Below are 14,156 nucleotides of genomic sequence, written 5' to 3'. Positions count from 1 at the left end.
CTTGCAGGCGTATAACCAAAGATATCAGCCAACTGCTGTCTAGTGGCCTGTTTTGCCAGGTAAGCCTTCACGACGATAGTACGAATATTTTCAGGAGCGAACTTCATAGAACAAGTTTAGATTTTTTATGTAAAAAATTAAAGTTAAAATGCTCTAGTTCCGACGTGATCTGACAGCAGGCTCCGCTGTGACGGGCCAGTTGTCCGGTCAGTTGCGCTGTCTGACCTTTTCCTTCCAGATGGCCTTGCCGTCAAGAGGGTTTGCATGGGCGTCCGTCCGCAACACAGCTTGCCCTGGCGGCGATGCGACAGCATCGCCCGAAGCCGCAGGCTTCGGGGGAGCGAAGCGCGGCTGTGTCGCCGAAGAAGTCATGAAAAGACCTGAAGGGAGCCAGCTCGGCTGAAGAAACAAAAAAGCCGCGCGAGGCGGCTTGAGAGACTTCCAGATGTGGATTAATTCTGTTTATGCTTGCGGGTCAGATAAATGCCGTAGGCAAAGACGCCGATGCAAATGATGGTGGCAAGAATCCAGACGCTCATTGCCCGCCTCCTTTTTGGGCAAGAGAGAGACTGCCCACAAAACAGGCCAAACCGGGAAATACGCCATACCCCATGCCTTGAAAGATGCCGACAGCCCTTGCTGCCACACTCATTTTTTCAAGCCAATCGGCGGTGCGTTTGAGCATTTTTTCTCCTCTCTTCTTCTCAAGAGATAGCAATCAGCGTGAGCTCTGGCAAGCTCACAGGCTTCAGGCAGAGGCGTGGGCGTATGAAAGGCTTGCCCCCGCCGGACTCTTGGCGTAAAAGTCTCGAATATGTCCAGATTACACCTTGCCTTGTGTGGCCCTCGTGTGGCGCGGTCCCTGCGCCGCGTCCTTGTGATCTGCCTGCTGCTTTGGCTGGCCTGCGCCATCTGGCTGCCCGGCAGCATCGCCGCGGCTCCGGCCATTCCCGCTCACGGCCTGATGGGCGTCAGTTCGGCCATCCTGTACGATCTGGATAATGAGGTGATCCTTTTCGAGCAAAATGCCGACGAGCGCATCCCTCCGGCTTCGCTGACCAAGGTGCTCTCCATGTTCCTGGCCCTGGATCACATCAGCGCGGGCCATGCGAATTTTCACAGTGACGTGCCGGTCAGCCGCGCCGCGGCGCGCTCCGGCGGCTCGCGCATGGGCCTGCGCGCCAACGAGCGCGTGCGCCTGGAGAAGCTCTTGCTGGGCATGGCCGTATCCTCGGGCAATGACGCCAGCATGGCCGTGGCCGAGTATGTGGGCGGCTCGGCCCAGGCCTTTGTGAACATGATGAACGTCAAGGCCCGCGCGCTGGGCATGCGGGACAGCCGTTTTCTCAACCCTCACGGCTTGCCCGCCCAGGGGCAGCATACCACGGCCCGGGACATGCTCACTCTGGCCAGAGCCTATTTGCGGGCCTATCCCTGGGCGCTCAAATTTCACAACACGCATGTGCTCAAGCACCGGGGCCGGGTCACCAGGAACAAGAATCCCCTGCTCGGGCAGTATCCCGGCGCGGATGGCCTGAAGACGGGCTGGATCAAGGCTTCTGGCTACAATCTGATCTTCACGGCCAGGCAAGGGCCCAAACGCTTGCTGGCCGTGATCCTGGGCGCGCCCGACGTGCGCGTGCGCGAGGCCGAGGCCTGCCGCCTGCTGGATGCGGGCTTCCAGGTCTGCGACAATCAGGCGGTTTCCGTGGCAGCGGCCCTGGACAGGCTGCCCGTGCAGGGCTACATCAAAAAAGCCGCGCCTGCGGCCGGGCGGCAGTATGCGCAGTCTCAGCCTGCCTCGCGCAAGCATCTCAGGCAAAGCCGGGCGAGCAAAACGGCCAAAAGCAAGATGACCAGCAGCAAGCCCGGCAAGAGCAAGGGCGTGTCCAAAACCCGCGCCCGCACCGCTCAGCAAAACCCCAAAGCCACGCGGCACGCCGCCCAAAAAGCTCAGGCCCGATCGAGCTGACATCTGGGCAAACGCGGACGACGAAAGCACTGCAAAAAAACTTCTTTTCGCTTGAGATCGTCAGAGCGTTTTGCTCATGAAAGTAGCTAAACAGCTCTATTTGCCGCGATCCAGGACGCGCAGGGAGATCGCTTCGGCCAGATGTTCCACGCCGATTTTTCCGGCCCCGGCCAGATCCGCGATGGTTCGGGCAAGGCGCAGCACGCGGGTGTAGGCCCGCGCCGAAAGGCCAAGGCGGCGCACCGCCGCCTCCATCAGCCCGTGCCCGGCGGCGTCCAGGCCGCAGTGTTCCTCCAGCAGACTGCCGGAAAGCCCGGCATTGCAGAGCACGCCGCTGCCGTCATAGCGTGCGCGCTGCACGTCCCTGGCGGCCAGCACCCTGGCCCGCATGGCGGCCGAGGAGCCGCTGCCCGATGCGTCGCGCAAGTCCGCATAGGGCACTGCGGGCACTTCCACATGCAGATCAATACGATCCAGAAGCGGGCCGGAGAGCCTGTTCCGATAGCGGGCCAGTTGCTCCGGGCGGCAGGTGCACTCGTGCTCCGCATCGCCATAATAGCCGCAGGGGCATGGATTCATGGCCGCCACCAGCATGCAGGCGGCGGGATAGGTCACGCTCTGCGCCGCGCGGGAAATGGTCACAACGCCGTCCTCCAAAGGCTGGCGCAGCGCTTCCAGCACGGCTTTGCGGTATTCCGGCAGCTCATCCAGAAAGAGTACGCCCCGGTGGGCAAGGCTGACCTCGCCGGGCCGGGGACGGCCGCAGCCGCCCACCAGAGCCACGTCCGACACTGTATGATGCGGCGAGCGAAAAGGGCGCGCGGTCAGGAGCCCCGCGCCGGGGGCAAGCTTGCCGGCCACGCTGTAAATTTTGGTGACTTCCAGAGCCTCCTCAAACTCCAGAGGCGGCAGGATGGTGGGCAGGCGCTGGGCGAGCATGGTTTTGCCGCTGCCCGGCGGCCCGATCATCAGCAGGTTGTGCCCGCCGGCGGCAGCCACTTCCAGCGCGCGCTTGGCCGCCTGCTGGCCTTTGACCTCCGCAAAGTCCAGACCGTAGGACGGTGGCGGCAGAGTGCCCGCGTCACAAGCGGAAACGGGTTCAAGTTCTGCGGCTCCGGCCAGAAAGGCGGCGCAACGGGCCAGGGTATCCGGGGCATAGACCGGCAGGCCGCGCACCACCGCGGCCTCGGCCTGGTTGCCCGGTGGCACCACAATCCCGCTTGCGCCCTTTTTTTGAGCCAGAATAGCCAGGGGCAGCACGCCGCTGACCGGCCTCAGACGCCCGCTCAGCGAAAGCTCCCCGGTCAGAAAGAGATTCTGAAGCTTTTCCAGGGGGATCAACTCCGCAGCGGCCAGCAGGCCCAGAGCCAGGGGCAGATCATAGGCGGCGCCGTCCTTGCGCCGTCCGGCCGGGGCCAGATTGACCGTGATCCGGGCCGGGGGGAGCCGGAAATTGCAGGCCCGCAGCGCCGCAAAGACCCGGTCCTTGGCTTCGCGCACAGCCGCTTCGGCCAGGCCGACCAGAGTGAATCCCGGCAAGCCCCGGCGGACATAATCCACCTCCAGCTCCACGGGAAAGGCGTCAACGCCCTCCAGACCACCGCTGTATAAACGGATTACCACAGGCTTTTCCTGGCGGTCATGGCGCGTCTCTGGCTGTCGCCATCCGTATTTGCTCGTTCCTCGCAAACGGCTGCCGCGCCCTCCAGACCACCGCTGTATAAACGGATTACCACAGGCTTTTCCTGGCGGTCATGGCGCGTCTCTGGCTGTCGCCATCCGTATTTGCTCGTTCCTCGCAAACGGCTGCCGCGCCCTCCAACCCACCGCTGTATAAACGGATTACCACAGGCTTTTCCTGGCGGCCATGGCGCGTCTCTGGCTGTCGCCATCCGTACTTGCTCGTTCCTCGCAACCGGGGGTAAGCCGCCCAAAAACAAACCCGCCTACTGAATGAGCTTGCCCAGCCTGCTCCAGCGGATGTCGTCCAGGCCGCCCCAGGACCAGTAAATCCGCCAGGCCTTGGCCCGGATGGCGCTGCGGCTCACAAAGCCCCAGAAACGGGAGTCCATGGAATTGTCGCGATTGTCGCCCATGACGAAATACTTGCCCGGCGGCACGGTGACCGGCCCGAAGTTGTCCCGCACGGGCTCAATGCGATCCGGCTGCGCAAAGCGGATGTAGTCCTCACGCACGGGCTGGCCGTTGCGGTAAAGCTGCTTGTTGCGCACTTCAATGACGTCGCCGGGCAGCCCCACCACGCGCTTGATATAATCCACGCTGGGATCGTTGGGATACTTGAAGATGATCACGTCGCCCCGTGCCGGTTCGTCGCCTTTGTAGATATAGGTGTCCGTAAAGGGGATTTTGATGCCGTAGGCGAACTTGCTGGCCAGCAGGTGATCCCCCACCAGCAGGGTCTCCAGCATGGATTCCGAGGGGATTTTGAAGGCCTGTACCACAAAGGTGCGGATCAGCAGGGCCAGAACCAGAGCTACCAGCAAAGCTTCGCCATACTCGCGCAAAAGAGATTTCCTGGGCCGCGTTTTCTGTTGCAACAGACTGGATTTCATAGACTTCCTTTATGACGACCTTAAACGTGCCCGGCGCGGATCACGCCGGGCGGCGACCATGCCGGTGCAGTATGCCGCGATGTTCTTCCGATGGCAAGCGCAGGCGCGCGAACAGCCCCTGCCCGGCATCTCGCGCTTGCGCGTCTCCGCCAAATGCTCCGTTTTCTCACTTCGCGGTTCTCGTGAAAGCCGCAACTGGCCGCACTGCCCGCCGCAGCCTGCCCTAGAGCATTTTTGATTGAAAATATCTATTTTCAATCACTTCGCTGCCATCATTTCGCGTCCAGAACGCGGTCTGGACGCTCATTCGGCGCGGGCTCCAGCTAACGCTGTCGCCAGAGCGGTTTAGCTAATTTCATTAGCAAACCGCTCTACTGCAGTCGCAAACTGAAGTTGATCGCAAAACAGAGCGCAATAAGCGCCATGAGCGCGTTCACCTCCCTGAAGCGGCCGGTGAGCAGCCTGATGCCCACCCAGCTCACAAAGCCGAAACCAAAGCCCGTGGCAATGTTGAAGGTCAGCGGCATACTCACGATGGTCAGAAAGGCCGGCAGGGCCACGGTGAAATCCGCAAAACGGATGCGCCCGACATCCTGCATCATCATGGCGCCCACGATGATCAGCACTGGCGCGGTGGCGAAGGTGGGCACCAGGCTCACCAGGGGCGCGAAGAAAAGGGCCAGAAAAAAGAGCGCGGCAATGACCACGGCCGTGAGCCCGGTGCGCCCGCCTTCGGCCACGCCCGCCGCGCTTTCCAGATAGCTTGTGGCCGTGGTGGCTCCCAGCGCGGCGCTGCCCATGGTGGCCAGGGAATCCGTGATCAGGGCGCGATCCAGATTTTCAATATGCCCGTCTTCACGCATGAAGCCCGCCTTATGCGAAAGACCGATCAGCACGCCCATGTTATCGAAGAGATCCACCATGGTCAGGGTGAAAATGATTGAAATGAGGCCGTGCTGCAAGGCGCCCTTGATGTCCATGCGCAGAAAGGTTTCCCCGGGCAGGGGCAGAGTGGTCGAAAACAGAGGGCCCTGCGGCGCGGAGGTCACGCCCGTAAGCATGCCGAGCACAGTGATCGCCAGAATGCCGATGAGTATGGCTCCGGGCACGCGCAGCACCATCAGCATGCTGATCAGAAAAATCCCGGCCACGGCCAGCAGGGTTTCGGGCGCGGCCAGATTGCCCAGGGTCACGAAGGTGGAAGGATCGGCCGCCACCATGCCGCAGTTTTTCATGCCGATAAAAGCGATAAACGCGCCGATGCCCACCACGATGGCGTATTTCAGATCCAGAGGCACGGCGTCAATGATCTTCTGGCGCAAATGCGTGGCCGTGAGCAGGAGAAAAACCACGCCGGAAATGAATACCGCGCCAAGGCCCGTCTGCCATGTGTAGCCCGCCGGGCCGCAGACGTAATAGGCGAAAAAGGCGGTGATGCCCAGGCCGGGAGCCACGCCCACGGGGAATCCGGCCCACAGCCCCATGAGCAGGGTGGCGAGGATGCTCACCCAAAGGGTGGCGGCCACGGCCGATTCCCTGGGCATGCCCGCGTCCGCCAGCATGGCGGGAACCACGAAGATAAGGTAGCTCATGGCCATGAAGCTGGTCAGGCCCGCGAGACACTCCCGCCTGACGGTGCTGCCCCTGGCGGCGGGGTTGAAATATTTTTCCGGCAGGTTCACCCGGCATCCTCCTTCCGGCTCTTGACCATCTCTGCCTCCCCAGGTTCCCGTCCCTGGAGCGTTTTGCTACTTTCATTGGCAAAATGCTCCAGGGACGCGCCGAAAGCCGCCGGACGTTTATTGCCGCAGAAAAGCATTCAGGCCCGTAAAAATCACCTGCGCGGCAATGGCGGCCAGCAGCAGGCCCGTGAGCTTGGAAAGCACGGTAATGCCGGTCCTGTGCAGCATTTTGGCCACGCCGTCGGCCAGGCGCAGCAGGAGAAACATGCCCAGCGCCGCGAAAAACAAGGAAGAAACCCCGACCAGCATTTCGCGCAGGTTCGTGGCGGACGCGCCCAGGACCATGACCGCGCCGATGGAGGCAGGCCCCATGCCCAGAGGAATGGCCAGAGGCACAACGCTGATGTCCCCGTCCTTCTGGGTCTGCGTCTGCTTGCCGTCGTCGTTCATCAGAGAAATGGCGGTCAGAAAGAGCAGCACGCCCGCGCCGATGCGAAAGGCGTCCAGAGTGAAGCCGAACAGGGCAAACAAATGCGAGCCGAACAAATACAGCACCACGCCGATGATGAAAATCGCGCTGGACGTTTTCAGAGCCACGGCGGCCTTCTGTTCCCTGCTGTACTCCTTGGTGCCGCTGATAAAGGCGCTGAGCACCGCGGGCGGGGTCATGAGCGCATAAATCTTGATGCTGGTGCTAACCACGTCGCTGATAAGGCCATTGTCCATCGGCACATTCTCCCTAGAGCATTTTTTTTGATTGAAAATATCCATTTTCAATCACTTCCTGCCATCATTTCCCCGCAAGCGGGACAAGCGCCTGAAAAGCGTGGTTTTCAGGCTCATTCGGCGCGGGCGTCCACGTCGCACCTCACAGCCTGCCATTGCTTTGCAAACAGGCTGCCGTCAGGCCAGTTTCAGGCCCGGATCGCGCGGGTTCTCCCTCACGGCATCCCGGTTCCCGGTCTGCGTCTCGTCCAGGGTAGAGATACCGTATTTTCTGGCTTTGCGCACTACCGACGACTGGCTGATACGCAGGCGGCGAGCTGCCTTGTAGGTGCTGCCCGTCTCGGCCAGCGCAACCCGCAGCATGTTTTTTTCGAGCTCTTCCACGGCTTCTGTCAGGGATTGCTCGGCACCGGGAGTCCGGGAGGCCGTTTTCTCCTGCGCGCGCATGTACGGAGGCAGATCCGCCGGCGCGATGCTTTCCGCCTCGGCCAGAGTGATCAGGGACTGGATCACGGATTGCAGCTCACGCACATTTCCCGGCCAGTCATAGGCCAAGAACAAGTGCTCGGTGCGCGGGGCCAGACGTTTGCCCGTGCCGCTTTTTTGCAGAAAATGGCGGGCCAGGGGCAAAATGTCGTCTTTACGCTCGCGCAGGGGGGGGATCTCCACGGTCAAAACCCGCAGACGGTAAAAAAGATCCTCCCGAAAGGCGCCCGCGGCCACCATTTTTTCCAGGGGCTTGTTGGTGGCAGCGATCACCCTGGCGTCGGCGACAATGCTTTTGGTGCCGCCCACCCGGTAAAAAGGCTGCCCGTCCAGCACATGCAGAAGCTTTGACTGCATGGGCAGGGGCAGCTCGCCGATTTCGTCCAGCAGCAGCGTGCCGCCGCTGGCCAGCTCCAGCATGCCGGGCTTGCCGCCCCTGGATGCCCCCGTGAAGGCCCCGCCTTCATAGCCGAAAAGCTCCGACTCCATGAGCGAGGCGGGAATGGCTCCGCAGTTGACCGCCACAAAGGGTTTTTCCGCCCGCTTGCTCATATCGTGGATAATCTTGGCCGCCAGGGATTTGCCCGTGCCCGTTTCGCCGAGGATCAGGGTCACGGCCCGGCTTTGCGCGGCCCTGGCTATATCCTGGCGCAGCCTGTGCAGGGAAAGGCTCCGGCCGATAAGGCCGTTATTGGCTTCGCTTTCCAGATCCTGGGCGCGGATCTTGTAGGCCATTGCCTCCACTTCGAGATCCGAAAGTTTTTTCTGCAGGTTTTCCAGCTCCGTGATGTCGCGAATGGCGGCGATCACCCGCCAGACCTTGCCGTTCTCGTCAAAAACCGGCGTGCTGGTATTCAGGCAGCGCTTGCCGTTGGCGTAGTCGTCGAAGAGCGTCACCGTATGCCTGGCCTGCAGGGCCCGCAAGGTCACGCAGGTCTTGAAGCGGCCTTCGGACAGGGGCTCGCTCACATGCCGCCCCACCACTTCCTCGGCCTTGATTCCGGCGATGCGCTCCATGGCCCGGTTGACGCGCCGGGTGATGCCCTCGGCGTCAATGACCCAGATGCCGTCATGGATGAACTCCAGCACGCTGTCCAGCTCCCGCCAGGAGAGCCGGGCCGCGCGGTTCAGATCGTCCAGAGGGATTTCATAGGTCGTGAAATAGCGCACCGGGCCGTGTTTTTTGCTGACGTCGCCCCACCAGTAAAGCAGATAGCTTGCGCCCTGCGGATGCCGAAAGATCATCCGCCCCTGGCTGCCGGGTTCGCCGCCCGCGCCTGCGGCCTCGTGAAAGCCCTCCAGCACGCCCTGCGCCAGCCAGCGGCTCAGAGCCGTGCTGGGCAGAACCTCGCGCCGGATGTCGAGCATTTCGCGCAGGGCGTCGTTGGCATACAGCAAAAGCCAGTTTTCCGTGCAGCATACGCCGCTGGGCATCTGGGCCAGACGTGCCCCCAGGGCTGCATTGTGCGCGCCGCTCTCCGTCATAGGCGTTCCCCCTGCGTGTTTGGCGGCCTTGCCGGCCCGCCGCGCAGCCGACGCTGCCCGCCTCCCGGGCTCGTGCCGGCGCGACGGGTGCAGCCCGGAAAAGACTGCCGAAGCCCCACGCGCGCCGGCCAGGCGCCGCTAGCGCCCCACTCCCACGCCCACCACCGCCTGACCCTTGGGCCGCACCTGCACGCTCTGGCCGCACGCGGCCAGCAGGGCTGCCAAAAGACACAACGCCAGCACAAGGCGGAGCGGTGATCTGGTATTTATTTGCAAAAATTTCATGCCTTGCTCTTCACACCGAAGCGACATGTGCGGCAGGACATGGCGCTAGTCACGGGGCTTCTCCTGCGCAATTTTCGCCCCCGCGGGCACATCTTCGGTTATCCAGACATTGCCGCCGATGACCGCGCCGGAACCGATGGTGACCCGCCCCAGAATGGTGGCCCCGGCATAGACCGTCACATTGTCTCCCAGCACCGGATGCCGCGCAATCCCCTTGGTCAGCGTGCCGTCCGGATTTTTGGGAAAGGAAAGCGCGCCCAGGGTCACGCCCTGGTACAGGCGGCAGCTGCGCCCCAGAATGCAGGTTTCGCCGATGACCACGCCCGTGCCGTGATCAATGAAGAAATCCTCCCCAATGGCCGCGCCGGGGTGGATGTCAATGCCTGTGCGCGAATGGGCCATCTCGGAGATGATCCGGGGAATCACCGGCACCATGAGCTTGTAGAGCTCATGGGCAATGCGGTGATGGAACATGGCGTGCATGGAGGGGTAGCAGAAAATGGTCTCGCCCGGACTGGAGGCCGCCGGGTCGCCCTCATAGGCGGCCTGCGCATCTCCGGCCAGCAGACGGCGGATTTCGGGCAGGCGATCCATGAACGCCAGGGCCGCGGTCGCGCCTTCGCTTTCGCACTCGGCGCACGGCACGGTCTCATGCCGCCCCTCGCAGGAAAAACACAGGCCGCGCACAATCTGCTCGCCCAGTTTGCGATAAATGGAATCCAGGTTGGCCGAAAGATGGTACCGCATGGATTCGCGCCGGATGCGGGCCGAGCCGAAATAACCGGGAAAAATGGCCGCGCGCAGGCGTTCCATGATCTCCCTGAGCTCGTCCAGCGAGGGCATGGCCGCGCCCTGGGCCGGACGATGCCAGACAGCGTCCAGCGATAAGGGGTGGCAAAGCCGCTCCACTACCGAATCCAGCTCCGGCATGGTGACGGCCTTGGCGTCATGATTGCTGTTCATGGGCGTTATCCTGTTGTTTTTCTTTATTGTACACGGCCACAGACCAGCCTGCAACGGCTTTCGCGCCACGGCGCGGCTGGGGAGGAAGCGCGCGGGCTCCTGGCAAGAGACGGAACAGGGCCGGATCCGGTCAGGAGCCGCCCCCTTTTTTTCTGTGTCAGGCTGGGACAAAGCGACGTTGCCTGGCGTCGGCACGAAGAAATCCGGCAGCGGCAGCGGCAAAAGGGCATTTTTTGCCTTGGGCAAAAAAGCGGCGCGGCCGCCGTTGCCGACGCCGCGCCGCAAAGGGACGGTTGTGCGGGTCAAAATTCGCAGTTCAGTTGCAGGCTGCCGCTGTCGCCTTCAAGGCAGGACGCGGGCACGTCCCGGCAAAGATGGAGGGCGCGCCGGAACAGCCAAGCTCAGCGCAGATCCAGATCCCGCAGCAGATTGTCCACGGCCATGCGGCCCATCTGCTCCACGGCCCCTGCCGTGGACGAGGAGCAATGCGAGCCCATGACCAGATTGTCCAGCTCATACCAGGCCGGATCCGCCGGGGGCTCCTGCTCAAAGACATCCAGGCCCGCGCCGTAAATGCGGCCCTCGCGCAAGGCGGCCAGCAGGGCGGCTTCGTCGATGAGGCCGCCGCGCGCCGTATTGATCAGCACGGCTGTTTTTTTCATCATGGCCAGGCGCCGGGCATTGATCAGCCCGCGGGTTTCGTCCGTGAGCACAACATGCAGGCTGATGAAGTCGGCCTCGCGGCAGATGCGATCCGGATCCGCGCGCTCAATGCCCGCCTCGCGCGCGAAAGCCTCATCCCAGACCACGTCGTGAGCCAGAATCTTCATCTCAAAGCCGCGCGCCCGTCGGGCCACGCATTTGCCGATGGCCCCCAGGCCCACGATGCCCAGGGTCTTGCCGTGGAGGTCGATGCTGGTGATCTTGCCCCAGTCCCGCTCGCGACAGCGCCGGTCAATGAGCGGCACTTTGCGGGCCACGGCCAGCATCAGGGCCAGGGCGTAGTCGGCCACGGCATTGCTGTTGGCGCCCACGGTACGCGAAACCTTGACGCCCCGCGCCGCGCAGGCCGCAAGATCGATGTTGTCCAGGCCCACGCCGTATTTGGCTACGGCGCGCAACTGCGGCGCGGCGGCCAGCACAGCCGCGTCCAGGGGATCCACCCCCAGGATCAGGCCGTGACAGGGCGCCAGCTTTTCCCGCATCTGCCCGGCGGAGAGGATGCCGCCCGTGTCATTGCGGATGACCTCCAGCCCGGCCGCGGCCAGCCTGTCGAAAAGTTCCGGATTGTTTTTGCCGAATGAGCGAGGGGTGACCAGTATCTTCACGGCGCGTGCTCCTCCCGGAATAGGGATCTTTTGCCCGCAGGCTACCTCAAGGGCGGGATTTGTCAACGCTGCGCCCAAGGGGCTCGCCAGAGAGTTTCTGTCCGCCTGCACGAAAGGCAGGCCCGCTTTGCGGGAGTATGCGCCTGCCCCGGCACATTCAGTCCGCCGCGGCCGCAGCCTTCGCGGCATCCACGCCATCCACGGCATCCGCGGCATCCACTATGGCCCGGGCATCCATCTCCGGGCGCAGCGGCAGCAGAGCCAGACGCCGGAAATCCTCCGGCCGGTCCAGATCCAGCCTGAGATCCGGGCGGCGGAGCCAGGATTCTTCCGGGTCAAAGGTGGAAATGCGGAAGGCGGCGGCATTGTCCCAGATGTAGTTCAGGCAATGTTCGCGCTGGGAAGGCTGTTTTGCCCTGGCCTCCAGCTCGTCCAGCAGCTCGCGGGAGAGAACCTCGGCCCCCAGGCCGTCAGGCCAGAGATTCTGGCGCGGAATATGATTGTAGGCGTAATCGCAGGCCGTGCGCTCATAATGCGCCAGCAAACGATCCACGGCCTCGCCCCAGATCAGGGGATTGTCCGCGCAGACGCGCACCACCAGGGCGGCGTCCGTTGCCGCGGCCGCCAGGCAAAAACGCGCCAGCACGTCGTTTTCCGGCCCGGCCAGGCAGGGCACGCCCCGGCGGCGCAGATGCTCCAGCAGCACGCGATCCAGCTCCGTGTCCGGCACGGCCACCATGATCCGATCCAGCCGCCGCGCTTGCGCCAGACGGCGCGTCACCCAGTCGATGACCGGCAGATCGCGCAGACAGAGCAGGGATTTCAGGGGCAGGCGGCTGGAGCCCAGCCGGGCCTGCACAACAGCCACGGTTTTGCCCTGGCGGATGTTTTTCATCATGGTTTTTTCCTTATTCGCGCTGCCCATGCGCGCGCTGTCGCGGGTCAGCAGGCCGCTGTCGGCAGCCTGGCGCTTTGCCCCGGATCATGTTTCGTCCCTGTCCAGAAGATCCAGCATCAGACCCACAACCCTGGCCTTATTGGCAGTGAAGTCCAGACGGTTCTGGCGGGCCCAGAAGCGCGCCCGCCTGTTCTGTTTGAGCATGGCCAGAAAAACATTGCGGATTTTATCGTCGCCGATGCGATCCATGAGGCCCGCAAAGGCAAAGCCGTTGCGCGGTCTGGCAAAGCTGTGCCGGGCCTCGCGCTCGTGATGGGCCAGAACAATGCCGGGCACGCGCATGTGCGCCAGCTCGTAGACCGTGCGCCCGGCCGAGCAGATGGCCAGATCCGCGCCTTCCATCATCCGGCTCATGACGTTGGTGGCCCAGGTGAATTCCACCAGCGGATTTTCCAGCTTGCGCAGATGGGCCTCCATAGCCGCTTTGTGGGCGTAGCCGGGCCCGGCCACCAGCCGGATGGCAATGCCGTAAGCCCGGCAGATGGGCTCAATGATCTCCAGAACCCGGCGCGAGCAGTCGCGCTGATCCGTGCCGCCAAAGGTGATCAGCACTGTTTTGACCTGCGGCCGCAGTTCATTGCGCGCGGCGCCCACGAACTCGTCGCGCAGGCAGAAGTAGCCCGGCCCGCAGCGCAGCCGTTCCGTGCTTTGGCCGTTTTCGTACAGGGCATTGATCACAAGCTGCGCCAGCTCCGCGCCCGGCCCCTCGTCCTCAAAATTAACGCAACGCGCGCCGCCCGCGCGCAATCGCTCCATGTAGGGCGCGTCGGTGTTCAAAAAATCGTTGACCACCAGATCAGGCCGCAGGGCCAGCACCGTGTCGGCCAGATCCTCAGCCCCCTGGCGCACAATGGGGTAATCCTTTTGGGCAATGCTTTCCACGGCCAGCTCGCTCTCACGCGTGCAGACAAAGGTGATCTTGTGGCTGGTGATCTCGTGGGCCAGCATCAGCGCGCGGAAGACATGGCCCATGCCAATGGCCGGATACCCGGCCACCACAAAAACCACATGCCGCCGCCGCAGCAGATGCTCGCAGATCCACCAGTCCTGATAGCTCTGGATCTCAATGGCCCGCTCGTTGAGGAAATAGGGGATCACTTTGCTTGGGCTCAGGCCGGAAAGGCGGCCCCCAAACGACGCGGGCTCCCTGTCCCGCAGCAGAGCCAGGCGCAGGATGATCAGGGCCCGGCTTTCCACCAGAAAGCAATCCTCCCCGTCCGCGCCGCTTGCGCTGTCCAGCAGGCTTTCCAGATTGCCGCCGCGCACGTTCCAGATCCGCTGGCGCACGCTTTTGACCGTGACCAGGCTGTCGGCCCCGGCGTCCAGATATTTTTTCCAGGCGTCCTCCACATCCACCCAGGTCAGCAGCGGGCAGGAGGCGCGCAGAATGATGCAGTGCCGGTAGCGGGCGGCCAGTTCGCCCAGCAGATCGCGCATCTCGGCCACAATGTTCAGGCTTGTGAAGCGCAGATCCTTGTTCCGATGAAAGCCCACGCCCGCCCTCTCGCAAATCAGCGAGATTTCCTGGCTGTCCGTGAGCACCACGATGTCCTTGCCCGGAACCACGCCGCGCGCCGTGTTGATGGCCCGCTCCATGAGCGTGACCCCGGCCAGCTTTTTGACCAGTTGGTCGGGGATGACCGCGTTTTTCTTGATCGCGGGGATGACGATGCAGCGTTCCTTCACGGCTTTCACAAT

The 14,156-nt window shown here is 63.0% G+C and carries 12 protein-coding genes; 1 reads left to right on the top strand and 11 read right to left on the bottom strand.

What is annotated here, in order from left to right:
- Positions 1-535: 535 nt before the first annotated feature.
- Positions 536-685 (bottom strand): hypothetical protein, encoded by a 150-nt coding sequence (locus G7Y51_RS06495; RefSeq protein WP_165175724.1) that lies wholly within the window; start codon positions 683-685, stop codon positions 536-538.
- Positions 686-814: 129 nt separating this feature from the next.
- Between G7Y51_RS06495 and G7Y51_RS06490 the strand changes: the two genes are divergently transcribed.
- Positions 815-1,972 carry a serine hydrolase gene (locus G7Y51_RS06490; protein ID WP_241160157.1) on the top strand — a complete coding sequence of 386 codons (1,158 nt, stop codon included), beginning with the start codon at positions 815-817 and terminating at the stop codon, positions 1,970-1,972.
- Between the two features lie 96 nt (positions 1,973-2,068).
- On the opposite strand, the gene G7Y51_RS06485 is transcribed toward G7Y51_RS06490, so the two are convergent.
- The 10 genes from G7Y51_RS06485 to G7Y51_RS06440 all read right to left on the bottom strand — a co-directional run bounded on the left by G7Y51_RS06485 (position 2,069) and on the right by G7Y51_RS06440 (position 14,144).
- Positions 2,069-3,595, bottom strand: a complete 1,527-nt coding sequence (locus G7Y51_RS06485) for a YifB family Mg chelatase-like AAA ATPase (protein ID WP_165175722.1) — start codon at positions 3,593-3,595, stop codon at positions 2,069-2,071.
- A gap of 323 nt (positions 3,596-3,918) precedes the next feature.
- The gene (gene lepB, locus G7Y51_RS06480) at positions 3,919-4,545 is read right to left on the bottom strand and encodes a signal peptidase I (RefSeq protein ID WP_165175720.1); all 627 of its coding nucleotides are present in this window, start codon (positions 4,543-4,545) and stop codon (positions 3,919-3,921) included.
- Between the two features lie 371 nt (positions 4,546-4,916).
- Positions 4,917-6,227, bottom strand: a complete 1,311-nt coding sequence (locus G7Y51_RS06475; RefSeq protein WP_165175718.1) for an NCS2 family permease — start codon at positions 6,225-6,227, stop codon at positions 4,917-4,919.
- A 117-nt stretch (positions 6,228-6,344) separates the two neighbouring features.
- A complete protein-coding gene (locus G7Y51_RS06470) occupies positions 6,345-6,953 on the bottom strand; it encodes a MarC family protein (protein ID WP_165066989.1) in 609 nt (202 codons plus the stop codon).
- A 177-nt stretch (positions 6,954-7,130) separates the two neighbouring features.
- The gene (locus tag G7Y51_RS06465; protein ID WP_165175716.1) at positions 7,131-8,924 is read right to left on the bottom strand and encodes a sigma 54-interacting transcriptional regulator; all 1,794 of its coding nucleotides are present in this window, start codon (positions 8,922-8,924) and stop codon (positions 7,131-7,133) included.
- A 138-nt stretch (positions 8,925-9,062) separates the two neighbouring features.
- Entirely contained in the window at positions 9,063-9,209 is a 147-nt protein-coding gene (locus tag G7Y51_RS06460; protein ID WP_165066800.1) for a hypothetical protein, read from the bottom strand.
- 45 nt (positions 9,210-9,254) lie between these two features.
- Positions 9,255-10,172 (bottom strand): serine O-acetyltransferase EpsC, encoded by a 918-nt coding sequence (gene epsC, locus G7Y51_RS06455; RefSeq protein WP_165175714.1) that lies wholly within the window; start codon positions 10,170-10,172, stop codon positions 9,255-9,257.
- A 401-nt stretch (positions 10,173-10,573) separates the two neighbouring features.
- Complete coding sequence (locus G7Y51_RS06450; RefSeq protein ID WP_165175712.1) at positions 10,574-11,500, bottom strand: phosphoglycerate dehydrogenase; 927 nt, start codon at positions 11,498-11,500, stop codon at positions 10,574-10,576.
- 157 nt (positions 11,501-11,657) lie between these two features.
- Positions 11,658-12,398 (bottom strand): NTP transferase domain-containing protein, encoded by a 741-nt coding sequence (locus tag G7Y51_RS06445; protein ID WP_165175710.1) that lies wholly within the window; start codon positions 12,396-12,398, stop codon positions 11,658-11,660.
- Between the two features lie 84 nt (positions 12,399-12,482).
- On the bottom strand, positions 12,483-14,144 hold the full coding sequence (locus G7Y51_RS06440; RefSeq protein ID WP_165175732.1) for a cytidine 5'-phosphate N-acetylneuraminic acid synthetase: 1,662 nt from the start codon (positions 14,142-14,144) through the stop codon (positions 12,483-12,485).
- Positions 14,145-14,156: the final 12 nt, after the last annotated feature.

This window comes from Desulfovibrio sp. ZJ369 (assembly GCF_011039085.1).
Taxonomy (GTDB): Bacteria; Desulfobacterota; Desulfovibrionia; order Desulfovibrionales; family Desulfovibrionaceae; genus Desulfovibrio.
This window is presented reverse-complemented; position numbering and strand designations above follow the sequence as displayed.